Source organism: Algoriphagus sp., from assembly GCF_024305035.1.
Classification (GTDB): domain Bacteria; phylum Bacteroidota; class Bacteroidia; order Cytophagales; family Cyclobacteriaceae; genus Algoriphagus.
In genome coordinates this window covers 94942-110042 of the sequence record NZ_JAMWZB010000013.1, presented here as the reverse complement: position 1 = coordinate 110042, position 15101 = coordinate 94942, and the positions used below count along the sequence as shown (strand labels likewise).

Annotated in this window: 15 protein-coding genes; 7 read left to right on the top strand and 8 right to left on the bottom strand. The window is 42.6% G+C overall.

Going from position 1 to position 15101, the window contains the following annotated elements:
• Positions 1 to 9: 9 nt before the first annotated feature.
• On the bottom strand, positions 10 to 1644 hold the full coding sequence (locus Q0L00_RS09345; RefSeq protein WP_297336611.1) for a carbon starvation protein A: 1635 nt from the start codon (positions 1642 to 1644) through the stop codon (positions 10 to 12).
• A 218-nt stretch (positions 1645 to 1862) separates the two neighbouring features.
• Here Q0L00_RS09345 and accD point away from each other — a divergent pair, with 218 nt between their 5' ends.
• The 7 genes from accD (at position 1863) to Q0L00_RS09310 (ending at position 8761) form a co-directional block, all read left to right on the top strand.
• Positions 1863 to 2705 (top strand): acetyl-CoA carboxylase, carboxyltransferase subunit beta, encoded by an 843-nt coding sequence (accD, locus tag Q0L00_RS09340; RefSeq protein ID WP_297336610.1) that lies wholly within the window; start codon positions 1863 to 1865, stop codon positions 2703 to 2705.
• Positions 2706 to 2851: 146 nt separating this feature from the next.
• Positions 2852 to 4156: an NADH:ubiquinone reductase (Na(+)-transporting) subunit F gene (nqrF, locus tag Q0L00_RS09335; RefSeq protein WP_297336609.1), complete on the top strand. Its 1305-nt coding sequence runs from the start codon at positions 2852 to 2854 to the stop codon at positions 4154 to 4156.
• 86 nt (positions 4157 to 4242) lie between these two features.
• The gene (locus tag Q0L00_RS09330) at positions 4243 to 5394 is read left to right on the top strand and encodes a formimidoylglutamase (RefSeq protein ID WP_297336608.1); all 1152 of its coding nucleotides are present in this window, start codon (positions 4243 to 4245) and stop codon (positions 5392 to 5394) included.
• Positions 5394 to 5627 (top strand): cytochrome b5 domain-containing protein, encoded by a 234-nt coding sequence (locus tag Q0L00_RS09325; RefSeq protein ID WP_297336607.1) that lies wholly within the window; start codon positions 5394 to 5396, stop codon positions 5625 to 5627. The genes Q0L00_RS09330 and Q0L00_RS09325 overlap by 1 nt, the downstream gene beginning before the upstream one ends.
• Positions 5624 to 6466, top strand: coding sequence for an N-acetylglucosamine kinase (locus Q0L00_RS09320; protein WP_297336606.1), 843 nt, complete (start codon positions 5624 to 5626; stop codon positions 6464 to 6466). Before Q0L00_RS09325 ends, Q0L00_RS09320 begins: the two co-directional genes overlap by 4 nt.
• A gap of 131 nt (positions 6467 to 6597) precedes the next feature.
• Positions 6598 to 7407 (top strand): N-acetylmuramic acid 6-phosphate etherase, encoded by an 810-nt coding sequence (murQ, locus tag Q0L00_RS09315; RefSeq protein ID WP_297336605.1) that lies wholly within the window; start codon positions 6598 to 6600, stop codon positions 7405 to 7407.
• Positions 7408 to 7525: 118 nt separating this feature from the next.
• Positions 7526 to 8761, top strand: a complete 1236-nt coding sequence (locus Q0L00_RS09310; RefSeq protein WP_297336604.1) for a pseudouridine synthase — start codon at positions 7526 to 7528, stop codon at positions 8759 to 8761.
• Between the two features lie 303 nt (positions 8762 to 9064).
• Here the strand turns inward: Q0L00_RS09310 and Q0L00_RS09305 are convergent, their stop codons facing one another.
• The 7 genes from Q0L00_RS09305 to Q0L00_RS09275 all read right to left on the bottom strand — a co-directional run bounded on the left by Q0L00_RS09305 (position 9065) and on the right by Q0L00_RS09275 (position 15095).
• On the bottom strand, positions 9065 to 9511 hold the full coding sequence (locus Q0L00_RS09305; RefSeq protein WP_297336603.1) for a DinB family protein: 447 nt from the start codon (positions 9509 to 9511) through the stop codon (positions 9065 to 9067).
• 35 nt (positions 9512 to 9546) lie between these two features.
• Positions 9547 to 9891 (bottom strand): hypothetical protein, encoded by a 345-nt coding sequence (locus Q0L00_RS09300; protein ID WP_297336602.1) that lies wholly within the window; start codon positions 9889 to 9891, stop codon positions 9547 to 9549.
• A gap of 60 nt (positions 9892 to 9951) precedes the next feature.
• Complete coding sequence (locus Q0L00_RS09295; protein WP_297336601.1) at positions 9952 to 10494, bottom strand: dihydrofolate reductase family protein; 543 nt, start codon at positions 10492 to 10494, stop codon at positions 9952 to 9954.
• A gap of 337 nt (positions 10495 to 10831) precedes the next feature.
• A complete protein-coding gene (locus Q0L00_RS09290) occupies positions 10832 to 11137 on the bottom strand; it encodes a thioredoxin family protein (RefSeq protein ID WP_297336600.1) in 306 nt (101 codons plus the stop codon).
• A gap of 59 nt (positions 11138 to 11196) precedes the next feature.
• On the bottom strand, positions 11197 to 11745 hold the full coding sequence (locus Q0L00_RS09285; protein WP_297336599.1) for an OmpH family outer membrane protein: 549 nt from the start codon (positions 11743 to 11745) through the stop codon (positions 11197 to 11199).
• Between the two features lie 15 nt (positions 11746 to 11760).
• The gene (locus Q0L00_RS09280) at positions 11761 to 12291 is read right to left on the bottom strand and encodes an OmpH family outer membrane protein (RefSeq protein WP_297336598.1); all 531 of its coding nucleotides are present in this window, start codon (positions 12289 to 12291) and stop codon (positions 11761 to 11763) included.
• 89 nt (positions 12292 to 12380) lie between these two features.
• Positions 12381 to 15095, bottom strand: coding sequence for a POTRA domain-containing protein (locus Q0L00_RS09275; protein WP_297336597.1), 2715 nt, complete (start codon positions 15093 to 15095; stop codon positions 12381 to 12383).
• Between the last annotated feature and the right edge of the window lie 6 nt (positions 15096 to 15101).

Here is a 15101-nt window from a genome sequence, read left to right as displayed (position 1 = left end):
GTATAGAAATCAAAGTGCCTTTGCGGGCTCTTTGATTTCTTTTTTGATGCTTTGGGTAGCCAATACTAGCAAGGCGATCGCCAAGCTAAATAATAAAGTAGCAATAATGGAAAGCACGTAGACTTGATTCTGAAAATTTTTCCAAGCAAAAAGCCCCAAAGAAGCTAAGGTAACCGTGAACATAAAAAACATGGGAATGGTGACAAAAAGCGCATTTTCTTTCTTTCGAATCATCCAAACGGCGATGGTTAACAAGGCAAGCGCTGCCAAAAGTTGATTGGCAGAACCAAAGATCGGCCAAAGCGTGGTGAATTCTCCGGAGGCAAGTAATAAGACCGAAAAGATCACCACCAAAGCGGTGGAGATATAGCGGTTTTTTGAAAGGAATTGCGCCGAAGGATGAGGCATGTCCTCAAAATATTCCTGAACCGTAAATCGCGCCAATCTCGTGCAGGTATCCAAGGTGGTCAGTGCAAAGGCTGAAACGGTAAGGGCTACAAATCCAACGGCAAATTGCTCAGAAATCCCCAAGCTGGCGATCATTCCCCCAAGTCCGGTTGAAAAAAGCGCTACCGGGCCTTCCACTCCCAACCGCTCCATGTATTCCCCTTTTGTCAACACAACCACAGCTCCTACCGAGATAATAGCCAAAAATGACTCGATCAGCATTCCACCAAAGCCTACCATTTTGGCATCGGATTCTTTGTCTAGTTGTTTGGAAGTGGTTCCTGAAGCAACAAGCGAATGAAATCCACTGATGGCTCCGCAGGCAATGGTGACGAAGAGAACAGGGAAGATATAGCCCAAGTTTTCCGAAGAAAGGCTCACCTCATTGCTCATCTTGATTTCTGGATTGGCGACAAAAACCCCTGCAATGGCGGCGATCATCATTCCATAAAGCAAAAAGCTATTCAAATAATCCCGGGGCTGCAAGAGCATACTTACTGGAGTAACCGAAGCCACAAATGCATAGCCCAAAAGCAGTAAAATCCAGAGTCGATAGTCAAGTGCAAAAGGAATTTGCATGCCCAAGTAAACAAAATAATACATCAACATGACCCCGATGACGCTGATCAGAAAGAAAGCGGTTTTTCGGTTTCCAAGGAACCGGTTTGCTAGTCCAAAGGCCAGGGCAAGAAGAATAAAAAGAATAGATGCGGAAGCTACTCCTGGATTACTCACAAAGGTCTTAGCAATGATATCCGCAAAGACCCCAATGACCAAGATCAGGGTAGAAAAGCTGAAAATAATAAATAATTGTTTTCCCCGAAGTCCAATTTGATTTCTGATAATCACTCCAATGGATTTGCCCTCCGTGCGCAGAGAGGCTGCCATGCTTCCCAAATCATGCACTGCTCCAAAAAATATTCCCCCAACCAGTATCCAAATCACCGCTGGAATCCATCCAAAAGTTACTGCGATAATCGGACCGACGATCGGTCCTGCTCCGGCGATGGATGCAAAATGATGACCCAAAACGACGATGGGTTTGCTGGGTTCATAATCTACTCCATCCCTCAGGGTATGAGAGGGAGCTTGATTTTTGTCCGAAAGTCCAAATTTTTTGTAAACAAATGAACCGTAAAACTTGTAAGCCAGAAATAACAATCCAGCCGATAATACCAGTAAGAGAGGAAGATTCATTTCTTTGGGCTTAGTTATGATGGGTTTTGAAAAGGTTAATTTTCTTTCTATTTCAAAATTAGAAGAAATATGCGAGCAGAGAAATTGAATTTTAGGGCAATGGATAGTGCCCGCTTTCTGGCTTCATTCCAGTCACATCTCCCGCTTTCATTTTATTTAATGGAATTATGGTCTAAATTTGTACTCTTTGACTCGTCAAAAAAATCTAAAAACTCAATATGGCTTGGTTTAAACGAACTGATAAAGGGATCAAAACCTCAACCGCAGAGAAGAAAGATGCGCCGGATGGTTTGTGGTTCAAAACTCCGAATGGAAATATCATCCATACCCGAGAACTGAAAAATAATGCCTTTGTGTGTCCTGATGATGACTTTCACGTCAAAATTGGTTCCAAGGAGTATTTCGAAATTCTTTTTGACAATAATAAATTCACGGAGCTGGACAAAGACATGAAATCCGGTGATCCACTAAAATTTTCAGATACCAAACCCTATACTTCCCGGATTTCGGCCACCATCGAAAAAACCGAGCTCAATGACGCAGTGCGGACTGCCCATGGCAAAATGAATGGCTTGTCCTTAGTGGTAGCTTGCATGGACTTCAATTTTATTGGGGGATCCATGGGATCAGTAGTGGGAGAAAAAATCGCTCGAGCGATCGATTATTCCCTGAAACATAAAATTCCTTTTTTGATGATTTCCAAGTCTGGGGGAGCCCGGATGATGGAGGCAGGATTTTCGCTTATGCAAATGGCCAAGACTTCCGCCAAGCTGGCACTTCTAGACCAAGCAGCTATACCTTACATTTCCCTGCTCACCGATCCTACTACTGGGGGAGTAACTGCATCCTATGCGATGTTGGGGGATTTTAACATCGCTGAGCCCGAAGCGTTGATTGGTTTTGCCGGTCCTCGGGTGATTAGAGAGACCATTGGCAAGGATTTACCGAAAGGATTCCAAAGTTCAGAATTTGTTTTGGAACACGGATTTCTGGATTTCATCATCGATCGGAGGCAGTTGAAAAACAGGTTGACCACTTTGTTAAACCTCTTGAACAATTAATCAGTTATCCTATAAAAATCTAAGGTTTAAATTGGGCAAAATTGAGCAAAATTGAGCCTGGTTTTGGCCGCATTTGTTGATTAATAAATATATTTGTGTTCCCAATTGTGGGATTCAATCCATACGAAAAGTAAAACCAAAATTTCATGGGTTCTGTAATTATTACATCCATCGTAGCATTTACGCTGATTATTTTGCTACTGGTATTTATCCTCCTTTTTGCCCAGTCCAAATTGGTCAATTCTGGAGATGTTAAAATTGTCATCAATGGGGATGACAGCAAGCCAATTGTCACCTCTGCTGGTGTGAGCTTGTTGTCCACGTTGGGCAATCAGAAAATTTTTCTTCCATCTGCCTGTGGTGGAGGCGGTACGTGTGCCATGTGCAAGTGCGTGGTCGAAGAAGGAGGAGGGGAGGTTCTTCCCACTGAAGTAGGGCATCTCAGCCGAGCTGAGCAGCAAGGAAACGTTCGTCTTGCCTGTCAGGTAAAGGTGAAGCAGGATATGAAAATTCGAGTACCAGAAGAAATTTTTGGTATTAAGAAGTGGGACTGTGAGGTAATCTCCAATTACAACGTTTCAACCTTTATCAAAGAATTTAAAGTAAAGCTACCAGAAGGAGAAAATTTAGATTTCGAATCGGGAGGCTATATTCAAATTGATGTTCCTGAGATTACGGTCAATTTCAAGGATATGGATATCACTCCACATCCTGAGTTGGGTCACCCGGCCGATGTGTACAAAAGCGATTGGGACAAATTTGGCCTTTGGGATCTGGTGATGAAAAATGATGAGGAGCTCTTCCGTGCTTACTCTATGGCCAATCACCCAGCGGAAGGAAACATTGTGATGTTGACCATTCGTATTGCTACTCCACCATGGGACCGGGCCAATAACAAGTGGATGGATGTCAATCCGGGAGTATGTTCCTCCTACGTTTTCTCCAGAAAGCCAGGAGATAAAGTAACCATCTCTGGACCTTATGGTGAATTCCACATCAATCCTACTGATAGAGAAATGATTTACATCGGTGGTGGTGCAGGTATGGCTCCGCTTAGATCACACATCTTCCACCTTTTCCACACGGAAAAGACCAGTAGAAAAGTTTCCTATTGGTATGGAGGTCGATCTAAGAAGGAATTGTTCTATACTCCTCACTTCAGAAATATTGAAAAAGACTTTCCAAACTTTAATTTTCATATCGGACTTTCCGAACCGCTTCCTGAGGATAACTGGAAAATCAAAAAATCACTCGATGATAAGGAAGGGGATGGCTATGTAGGGTTTATTCACCAGGTATTGTACGACAACTACCTGAAGGATCATCCCGAACCAGATGAAGTAGAGTACTACCTTTGCGGCCCTCCTTTGATGAATGCGGCAGTTTTGAAAATGCTCGATGATCTAGGAATTCCGCAAGAGAATATTAGATTTGATGACTTTGGAGGATAATCTCCTTGAATAATCCCGCTTCGGCGGGATTTTTTTATTTTTGGGCGGGTTTTTGATTATTTTTACCGCATATCCACCCTTCTTTTATGAGTATACATTCTTTTTTTGAACCGGTAGCCGAGTTTCTTTGGCAAAAAAAATATGCTGAAAATTCCTTCTTCAAGCAGATCCATTGGTTTGGGGAAGAGTTTCCTGATTTGAAAGGGATTCAGATTGCCCTTGTTGGTCTCAAGGAAGATCGTGGAATAAAAAAAGGGGAAAGTATTGCACGTGGCGCAACTGAAATCAGGGAAAAGCTCTACGAGCTAAAAAGAGGAATGGGAGCCTATCGGATAGCTGATTTGGGAGACTTGATACCCGGCGATACCCTAAATGAAACCTATGAACGGATCCAGAAGGTCGGGGAATATTTGATGAAGCAGCAGATTCTCCCAATCTACATCGGAGGGACTCATGACTTGGATTTTGGCCAATACCTGTCTTACCAAAAGATGAAAAAATTGGTCAGTTTATTGACTGTGGACGCCAAACTGGACTTGGAGGAATCCGGACCCATGGCCGATCAGCATACTCAGGAAATCATCCTACATCAGCCCAATTTTTTATTTTCCTATGCGCATCTTGCCTATCAGAGCTTTTTGGTCGATCCATCTTTAATCAATGTCATGGAGAAATTGTATTTTGACCATATGCGACTGGGGATTGTGCGAAAAGAACTCAAAGAAATAGAACCAATGATCCGAAATGCGGATTTGTTGAGTTTCGATCTTTGTGCGATTCAATCGGCCGATGCACCTGGAGTCGTCGATGCCCAGCCATTTGGTTTGACGGCGCAAGAAGCCTGTCAAATCTGCTGGTTTGCTGGAATGAATGAGAAGCTCAGTTCTATGGGGATTTACGGTTATGAACCCTATTATGATGATGCCCACAATAAAACTGCAAAAGTTGCTGCAGTCATGATATGGTACTTCATAGAGGGATTTTATTCCAGAAAAGACAGCCTTTCCTTCAAGAGTAGTGATTACATTAAGTACACCGTTTCCTTAGACACCAAGCCTAATACTTTGGTTTTTTACAAAAGTAAAAAGAGCGGAAAATGGTGGATGGAAATTCCGCATAATGAGACCGAAAAATTTGACCGGGTGAGTACGGTGCCCTGCAGCTATTCTGACTACCAGATCGCCCAAAAAGGAGAAATCCCGGAGCGCTGGATCAATGCGCAGATTAAGCTACTTTGATGAAGGTTTATACCAAGCAACAGCTGGCCTTACGAAATGGGCAGGATAGACCTGAAATTTGGGTGGCCTACCAAGGAATTATTTATGATGTGAGTGCTTCCAAACTTTGGAGAAAGGGAAAACATTATGAACATTGGGCAGGTCAGGATTTGACAGAGGAACTTTCCGATGCTCCGCATACTCATCGGGTATTTGATCGATTTGAGCCCGTAGGAAAATTAGAGAATTTATGATAGTAATAGCAGATAGTGGCTCGAGTAAAACCGACTGGCGTGTCATCCATCCCGATGGAAAAATCACCCAGCATCGAGGAGTGGGATTTAATCCCTATTATCAAACCTCCGAAGAGATGGCGTTACAGATGCGGGATGAATTTCTGCTCAACTTGCAGGGGTCGGTGAAGCAAATTTTTTATTATGGGGCCGGGTGTTCTGCTCCCGAACGAAAGGCAGAGGTAGTTCAGGCGTTGCAGACCCTGTTTGCAGAGGCCCATATTGAGGTAGATCATGACCTCTCTGCTGCTGCCCATGCTACCTGCGGCCATGAAGCAGGGATTGCCTGTATTTTGGGCACTGGATCCAATAGCTGCGATTACGATGGTGAAAAAATTATTGATTCACGGCCAGCACCAGGCTATATTTTGGGAGATGAAGGTGGAGGGGGATACGTGGGAAGAAAATTTCTCCAAGACTTCATTAACGATGAAATGCCTCAACAGATCAAATCCGAAGTCTTATCACGCTTTCATCTGACTCGTGAAATTATTCAGGATCACGTCTATCGCCAACCCTTTCCTAATCGTTACATGGCGAGTTTCTGCCGGTTTATTACCGAGCATAGCTCCAATCCTTATTGTTACCGGCTTTTTTACGATTCCTTTCAGGAATTTTTCTCCAAACATGTACGCAAGTATCAAGACTATGACAAAAAGCCAGTAAACTTTGTAGGCTCAATAGCCCATTACAACTCGGACATTCTTCGAAAGGCGGCTATGGATATTGGATTACATGTTAAATTGATTCTTGAAAGCCCGATTGCGGGTCTTACACTTTACCATCAAAAGAAATTATAAATTCGAGCATGACTAAAAAGTCACACAGAGGGATGCCCCGATACACCGAGGTCACCCTGCTACATTTTCCAGGATCCCGATAAATCAGGACCGAGCAAGCTAAGTGACCTTTGAAAATCAACTAAAGACCTATGAAAGTAACAGAAAGCACTTCTCACTACGATAACTTAGAGCTCATGTCCGTACAGGAGCTTTTGCAAAATATCAACCAAGAAGATCATCGGGTTCCAGATGCTGTCAAGGAGGTCATTCCGACGATCAGTGCTTTAGTCGAGAAGATTGTTCCCCGGATGGATGCCGGCGGGCGCTTGTTCTACATCGGAGCAGGAACTTCAGGTAGATTGGGAATTTTGGATGCATCGGAATGTCCACCGACTTACGGTGTCCCGCATGATTGGGTGATAGGTTTGATTGCCGGGGGAGATGATGCAATTCGTAAAGCCGTCGAAAATGCAGAGGATGATCAGGAACAAGCCTGGAAGGATATGTTAGCCTATGGATTTAATGAAAAAGATACCGTAATCGGTATTGCTGCCTCGGGTACCACTCCATATGTTATCGGTGGAGTGAAGGAAGCAAGAAGCAAGGGGCTGTTGACTGCCTGTATTACTTGTAATCCCAACTCTCCTTTGGGCCAAGTGGTTGATTTCCCCATAGAGGTCGTGGTGGGGCCTGAATTTGTTACAGGAAGTACCCGAATGAAGGCCGGAACTGCTCAGAAACTGGTGCTTAATATGATCTCGACCACGGTCATGATCAAATTGGGACGAGTCAAAGGGAACAAAATGGTCGATATGCAGCTTTCCAATGCCAAACTGGTTAATCGAGGAACGCGTATGATTATGGAAGCTACAGGGCTCAATGAGCGGGATGCACGGGCTTTGTTATTATCTGAGGGCTCAGTCCGTAAGGCGACTGAGTATTTTTACAAGAATCAGTGATTTTGTTTAGTAATAAGTAAATTCCAATAATTGGTCGTACATTTGCAGCCCAATTAATGACTTGAGATCCAAGTCTTTATTTTACAAATCTTACTACAGCAGTGATGTTGCATATTCTATGAAAAAAGACAATTCAAAAAGACCATTTTTTAGCTCCAAATCCGAGACTGAAGAATCAAAAAGTCAATCAAAGACCAAATTTTCTGGAAAAGACGAGCCTAAGCGGGGCCCTAAGAAATTTGAGCCAAAGAAGGACGGTAGACGAGCTTCGAGTTCACGCAACTGGAAACAAGAAGAAAATCAAGAGCGAAAACTTCGATTTAAAAAAGACGAAGAACAGAAATTTCCAAAAAGGACACTTAAGCCAAGACCGGATTTTGCAAAAGAGGAGACTCCCCCAAAGTTTGAAAAGAAATTTGAAAGGGGAGATCGTAGAGATGAACGAGAACCTCAAAAGCGCACCTATTTAGGTAGGGGGAAGGATCAAAAGCCCATCTTTGGAGAAAAGGAACAGACACAAAGATCAAGTTCACCAGCTAAAAGAGGGTTTGGTAAAAACCGACCCAAGTCCCCGATTTTAGATGCGGATAGACCGGATTATAATTTCGATGCTTTACCTTCCAAAAAATCCAAAGCTGGGGTCAATGAAGAGATCCGACTCAATAAATACATTGCCAATTCGGGGATTTGTAGTCGAAGAGAAGCAGATGAGTTGATCAGTAAGGGTTTGGTGAGTGTAAATAATGAGGTCATCACCGAACTAGGCTATAAAGTAAAAAAATCGGATCGTGTGGTTTACAATGGGAAACGGATCAACCCGGAGAAGCCGGTTTATTTACTTTTAAATAAGCCTAAGGATTTTATCACTACCACCGATGATCCCATGGATCGAAAGACAGTGATGAATCTGGTTGGAAATGCCTGTGAAGAACGGATTTTTCCAGTGGGAAGATTGGACCGGAATACTACAGGTCTTCTTCTTTTCACCAATGATGGGGAATTGGCAGCCAAGCTTTCTCATCCTTCCAATGAGATTAAAAAAATCTACCAAGTCACCTTGGATAAGCCTTTGACAAAGAAAGACGAAGAGGCTATTTTAGAAGGCTTGACCTTAGAGGACGGTGCGGCAAATGTGGATGACATGCAGGTTCTTTCCAAGGACCGGACTATCTTGGGTTTGGAGATTCATATCGGAAGAAATCGGATTGTTCGCCGGATATTTGCGCACTTGGGTTATGAGGTGACCGCCCTTGATCGGGTGATGTTTGCCGGATTGGATAAGAAAGATCTGAAACGAGGACATTATCGTTTTTTATCCGAAAAGGAAGTGATTAAACTGAAGTTCTTTATCTAATATCCAAAAGCTCCTGAAAAGGAGCTTTTTTCATGAATAGGCCCAATGCTTATTCATTCCAATCATACATGTTGACTTTTTTTGAAACTCATGTTGGAATTCTTATGAGTTTTAAGTCATCCCCTGTTGTCTCCAATAATCGGAAAAGTTAAAGTGATTTCCGCCGCTTAGCGCCTCCGGCCTACCCCCCCCTTAGTTTTTATTCCCAAGCTCTTGTTTTTCCCTTTATTTAGTTCCTTTCTCTCATATTACATTGTTGATTTCCCTTCGTTGACTAGTTAAATCACCATGAAACAGCCAATTCTAGCTTCTTTTAAAAAAAATATAATCTGTGGAGACTGGCTCGATGCCAGTTTTCCGGAAATCTGAAGCAATCTGACCGCGATGATAGGTAGAGTGGTTAATGAGGTGAAAAAGTGTATCGCGAATACTATTGTCAAAGTGCAACCCCTTACTGTTGGTGTAATTAATGGATTGGTCTAGGTCGGCATATTGCAAAATATGGGTTGATCGTTGATAACTAGTTAAATTCAATTGTGGGAAATCATCAATAGGATGAATATCCCAAACGGCAAAAGGAGCTTCTTCGCCTTGAATCCTGCTGTTCCAGATATGATGGGCATTTAGGATATGACTAAACAGTTGCTGTGATTTTTCCGAAACTTGATTAGAATGGTTGAGAAAAACTTCGATTAATTTCTCATTGCTTTGAAAATTGTATTCCAGCAGTTGGGAGAAAAATGCTCTCATGGGAGGGTAAAGTTAAGTTTTGACCAATACCTCGTTTAGTTATCTAAAGTTTCTTTTAGATATGGGAACTCGTATTTTTTGTGGGTGAGGTAGTTATGCCAATTCCAAAATTTTAGCGGGTTTCTTTTACATGTGCGGTAAAGGGTAAGGTCTGAATAGTGAGGGTTCTCTTTTTTAAAATTAGAGAATTGTTCTTTCATCATATTGATTCCCCTTCCCTTTGAAGGGATGGAAGTAAATTGAAATTCCGCGTTTGGGGTTTGATACAAATCATGTGTACCAATGCCCTCTGTCAAAGCATTGATGTAGCCGGAAAAGATATTTGTTAAAATTAAAAACCCTAGGATGCTGATGAATAGGATGAGTTGATTTTTGCTCATTTGTTATGAGGGTTAAAAGTGGATCAACGATTAGTTATTTCTAGGTCATTTTAGGGTCTACTATTTCCCAGGTTTGATAATGGAGTAAGTGATGATCTGAAGACCATTCTCAAATTGCTCTGAATCTAGTAATTCTAATTTAAGTCTTTTTTGTGAATGACCAAATAGTCGGGTGCCTTCACCTAATACGATGGGATTGAGTTTGACTTTGAGCACATCGACCAGATCATTATCCAAAAGCCAGCCGGCAAATTCTCCGCCTCCACATAAGTAAATGTCTGTTCCCGATCCATTTTTGATTTCTAGAATTTTTTCCAATTCCACAGGATAAACATGAACTTTAGGGTCGGGATTTTCTAACATAAGCTGATTAGAAAAAATGTAATGAGTCATGTGCTGGTATGCCCGCTGACCGGGCTTCAGACCGAATTGGTAACCGAATTCGTAGGTATTTTTTCCCATGATGACCGTATCATACTCTTTGAGATCAGCTTGGTATTTGGTGAGGCCGGACCCTTCGCCAACGAATGTACTAATGTCGCCATTTGGTCCGGAGATAAACCCGTCTATTGAGGTTGCTACATAATATACAATCTTTCTCATAGGGAATATCGTCGTGGTGTTTTTATGGCTTTCAATCACTTCCATTCAATTTTACGAATAAAAAGCCTTGCAGGGGCTTACACCAGAAATAAAAATCCTAGAAAAATGCTTCGTCCCTATGGGACATTCAAGTTGGATCTCAGCCATTTTTCCAGCCGTTAAAACGGTTGGAAAGAAAACCGCCTGTCACTCCAAGCCTTTACACCTCGTTTTGTGTCCACACGAATCGAAAGAATAGGATTGATGTCGGTGTCATTTCTTTCGGTCTGCTATCTCCCGCCTTCCCTTCTACTTCTGTTTCCGGTCTCTTGTCTTCCCTCTCATTTCTATTTTCTCCTCACACAAACCCTTTCAAAGCCTGACTCAGATCCTTTTTGGTCATGATCCCTCCTTTGCGCCAAAGGATTTTCCCTCGTTTGAATAAGGCATAATGGGGGATGGATCTTACGGCAAATTGCTGGGCGAGTTGGGGGTGTTTTTCCACATCAATCTTGAGGAGCTTGATTTTTCCCTGCATGGAATCCAACACCTCTGAAATGATCGGCTCCATGGTCTGGCAAGGGCCGCACCAATCTGCATGAAAATCAACCAATAGGAGATCGGGACTTTTGCTGAGGAGTTCTTTGATGTTCTTTTTTGCCATGTTTCCTAAAATAAAAAAACCGGCTGAAAAACCGGTTTTTTTGAGAGTTGAGTGGAAGATTAATTTTGATCTGCCGGAGGAGTTGGCATTTGTAATCCCAACTTAGCCAAGACTAATTCTGTGAATTTATCTTCTTCTTTGGTATAAAGAAGAATGGGTGCCTGGCCTGCAGTCTCAGCAAATACATGGGTGTAATTGTTTTCTGCCGCTACCGCATTGATGGCATTGATGACTTTGGTTTGCACAGGCTCTAGTAGCTCTTGCAGCTTTCGCTGATAGCTGGTAGAGGCATCCTGATCGTATTTCTGGAGATCCTGCTGCAGTTTGCCAAGCTCTTGCTCTTTGGCAGCTCTGGCTTCCTCAGTCATTGTGGCTGCAGCCTGCTGATAGGATTGAACCTGTCTTTCAAAATCGCTGGCCTTAGTCTGGATACTGGCCTGAAGTTGGGCCTGATAATCCTGAAGGTCTGCTCCGATCTGCTCCATTTCTGGCATCAGATCCATGATAAATTCGACATTGGTATAACCAATTTTTAATTCTTGCGCTTGGGCGACAAATCCTACGCAAAGCATTGCGATTGCGGAAAGGATAACTTTTGCTTTCATCATTCTTGTTTTTGTATTTTAATTATTGTCTTCTATTCCTAATTCATCGAGTACAAATTCTGAGTAATCGTGTCGGGGATCTGACCAGATTATCGCAGTGGCACTCGCTGCTTTATCGTAAAGAATGCCCAGATTGTTACGTTTGGACACTCGGTCAAGGGCATCATAGATTTTGGACTGAAGAGGCTGCATGAGTTCAGCCTGTTTTTGATAGTATTGTCCATCGATCCCAAAGATCCGGCTGGTAAATGCCCGGGCTTCTTCTTCTTTCTTTTTGATGTCTTGTAATCTAGTTTGATACATTTCCTCCGTGAGAAGAACCTCCTCAGCTTTGAGTTGGCTATACATTTCTTGGATTTCTTTATCCAAACTTTGTGCCTCATTCTTCCAAGCGTCACTGAGCTTTTTTAGTTCCTCCTGCACGATTTTGTAATCGGGATGCTTGTTGAGAATGTATTCTGTATCCACATAACCCCATTTTTGTGCTGTCAGCGTACCTGAAATCAGCATAAAGAGCAACAAAAGTACGATTTTTGGCGATTTATTCATTGGTCTGTTTTTAAGATTTGACCCTTGACAACGAATCAAGGCTCAATAAATTTTGACATAAATTAACCAATTCGTCTTGTATTTCAACCTTATCTAAACTGTTGACCGATGGTAAAGTGGAATTGTGGTCCACTTCTTCGCGTGACGGGTATACCGTTTTCGAACGTGGTGATATCATCAAAGCCATATCCCCAGTCCACACCCAGTAATCCAAAGGCAGGCATAAAGATCCGTGCACCTACACCTGCTGATTTTTTCAAATCATAGGGGTTAAAGTCTCGATAGGACCCCCAGTTGTTTCCTGCCTCAGCAAATCCCAAAAGGAATATAGTAGCCGAAGGATTTGGAGATACCAAGAATCGCATTTCCATCACATATTTATTGTATACAATCCCTCCAAATGGATCGGGGTCTGGCTGGCCTCGAGTTTCTCTCCCCGGAGTGATGGACTGATTTTCATAGCCACGAAGTCCGATGATTTCCTGACCAAGAGCAAAGTTGTTGAATGTCATTCCATCCCCACCCATGACAAAACGCTCCAAAGGAATCATTCCGATTTTATTCCCATAGGACCCCAAAAAGCCCATGTGTGCTCGGGCACTGGCCACGAGTTTTTGTGAGCCAAATAGTGGGGTATAAACCGAGGCATCAAACATCCACTTGTGATACTCCAGCCATTTGTATTTTTCTTCATCTGGCGTTTCGCCATTGATGTTCTTATTTAGGGAAGAATAAGGAGGCGTTAGCGAGGTAGAAAGGGTGAAGTTTGACCCAAATCTTGGATAGATGGGATTATCTACGTTATTTCTACTGATCGTATTATTGAGCGTTAAGCTATTTGATCTTCCGGTAGGATAGCTCAAACCAAATGAAGTCCCAAATCGATCAAATTCATAAATCTGGAATTGGAGCGAATTACTGATGCTGAAGTTATCATCCGGCCACGTGACTCTTCGGGCCAAACCCAGCGTTGCTCCAGTGATTTTAAAGAATCCAAGTTCATTTCCGAAGTTATTTTGGCTAAACAGGTCAATTTGACGCTGTACAGAATGATTAAAGCTAAAGCTCAATGCATTGGGCTTTTTACCTCCAAACCAAGGTTCGGTCAGGGATACGGAGTAATTTTGGAAGGATCGACCATTAGCTTGTACACGAAGGGAAAGCTTCTGTCCATCTCCCACGGGTAGGGGATCCCACTTGTCAAAGTTTCTCACATTTTTGAGTGAGAAGTTGTTAAATACTAAGCCGACCGTACCGACGAATCCATAGAATCCACCCCAACCTCCGGAAAGTTCGATCTGGTCATTGGGACGCTCTTCCAACTCAAATGTAATATCCACGGTGGCAGCTTCGAAGTTGGGTCGAAGATCTGGATTGATTTTTTCCGGGTCAAAGTACCCCAATTGGGATAGTTCACGAATCGTACGAACTAGCAAGCTTCGGTCAAATTTTTGTCCAGGAAGAATCCGGATTTCCCGCATGACCACATGATCAGAAGTTCGCTCGTTTCCTTTAATCTTGACTGAGTTCACCGTAACCTGAGGACCTTCAAAAATCCGCATCTCCAAATCAATTGAGTCACCGACTACATTCACCTCAACCGGGTCGATATCAAAAAAGAGGTAGCCATTATCTTGGTAAAGTGAACTGACATCATCTCCTTTTTGTGGATCGTAATTCAAACGTTTATCGAGTTTTTCTTTATCATAGACATCTCCTTTTCGAATACCTAATCTAGCGAGTAAGACTTCGTCCGGGTGGATGAAATTTCCTTCAAAGGTGATGTTTCGGTAATAGTATTTTTGTCCTTCTTCGACCTCGATATCGATGTTGATTTTTTCATCGTTAAACTTATACACCGAGTCTTCCAGGATTTTCACATCTCTGAATCCTCTACTCTGATAGAAACTAAGGACATTTTCTTTGTCATTCCTGTATTCTTTAGGGATGTATTTTGACCCATTAAAGAAATTCAGCTTGAAGTTTTTGTGGATGTAGGTTTTTACACTTTCCTGAGAAACAGAGTCTGTACGGAATGCAGCATTTGCATAATCCCTGGCAGAAGCTGTCGTCAGTCGTGAGTAAATATCTCTGAATACGGATACCCGTGCATGTTCCTTGGTCTTTTTAAGTTTCTTTTTGACCTTGGAGTCTGCAATCTCTTCGTTTCCGAAGATTCGGATTTCGTTGATTTTTACTTTGGTTTTGGGATCGACATCGAAGCGTAGTTTTACGGAGTTGGGCAGGGTGGTGTCTCGAACCTGAACTACTTTGACTTCTGTATTAAGGAAGCCCTTGTCGAGAAAGTATTTTTCGATGTTTCGCTGTGCGGTATTCATGACATCCTCTCGGACGACTCTTCCGCGAATATTGACTTTGTCCCGAAGCTCACCTTCCTGAGTTTTATTTACCCCAGTAAATTCCACGCGTGAGAAGCGCGGGCGTTCAGTCAGGTCGAGTAAAAGGTAGATGTCTTCTCCTTCAATTTTGGTCACCAGAATTTGTACATCACCGATGATTCCCTGCCCCCAAAGTTTTTTGAGTGCATCGGAAATCGCATCTCCTGGCACTTGAATTCTATCGTCTAGTTTAAGCCCTGATAAAGAAATAATGGCATTTTCATCCAAAGTGGACAGCCCGACTGCTTTGATTTCGGCAATGCGGAAAGTCTGAGGTTTGGAATAATTCAATTCCAAAATATTCACAGGCTTGGGCGAAGTGTAGCGGCTTTGGCCCAGACGAATTTGCGCCGTAGCTGCTGTTGTCCAAATCAGACAAAACAGGATCAATAAACTTCTTTTCATTAATTA

Coding starts and splice junctions, on each gene's coding strand:
- Q0L00_RS09300 (WP_297336602.1), bottom strand. CDS start 9,891: ATGAGCAAAAATCAACTCATCCTATTCATCAGCATCCTAGGGTTTTTA.
- Q0L00_RS09320 (WP_297336606.1), top strand. CDS start 5,624: ATGATAGTAATAGCAGATAGTGGCTCGAGTAAAACCGACTGGCGTGTC.
- murQ (WP_297336605.1), top strand. CDS start 6,598: ATGAAAGTAACAGAAAGCACTTCTCACTACGATAACTTAGAGCTCATG.
- Q0L00_RS09290 (WP_297336600.1), bottom strand. CDS start 11,137: ATGGCAAAAAAGAACATCAAAGAACTCCTCAGCAAAAGTCCCGATCTC.
- Q0L00_RS09310 (WP_297336604.1), top strand. CDS start 7,526: ATGAAAAAAGACAATTCAAAAAGACCATTTTTTAGCTCCAAATCCGAG.
- accD (WP_297336610.1), top strand. CDS start 1,863: ATGGCTTGGTTTAAACGAACTGATAAAGGGATCAAAACCTCAACCGCA.
- Q0L00_RS09325 (WP_297336607.1), top strand. CDS start 5,394: ATGAAGGTTTATACCAAGCAACAGCTGGCCTTACGAAATGGGCAGGAT.
- Q0L00_RS09280 (WP_297336598.1), bottom strand. CDS start 12,291: ATGAATAAATCGCCAAAAATCGTACTTTTGTTGCTCTTTATGCTGATT.
- Q0L00_RS09275 (WP_297336597.1), bottom strand. CDS start 15,095: ATGAAAAGAAGTTTATTGATCCTGTTTTGTCTGATTTGGACAACAGCA.
- Q0L00_RS09285 (WP_297336599.1), bottom strand. CDS start 11,745: ATGATGAAAGCAAAAGTTATCCTTTCCGCAATCGCAATGCTTTGCGTA.
- nqrF (WP_297336609.1), top strand. CDS start 2,852: ATGGGTTCTGTAATTATTACATCCATCGTAGCATTTACGCTGATTATT.
- Q0L00_RS09330 (WP_297336608.1), top strand. CDS start 4,243: ATGAGTATACATTCTTTTTTTGAACCGGTAGCCGAGTTTCTTTGGCAA.
- Q0L00_RS09345 (WP_297336611.1), bottom strand. CDS start 1,644: ATGAATCTTCCTCTCTTACTGGTATTATCGGCTGGATTGTTATTTCTG.
- Q0L00_RS09295 (WP_297336601.1), bottom strand. CDS start 10,494: ATGAGAAAGATTGTATATTATGTAGCAACCTCAATAGACGGGTTTATC.
- Q0L00_RS09305 (WP_297336603.1), bottom strand. CDS start 9,511: ATGAGAGCATTTTTCTCCCAACTGCTGGAATACAATTTTCAAAGCAAT.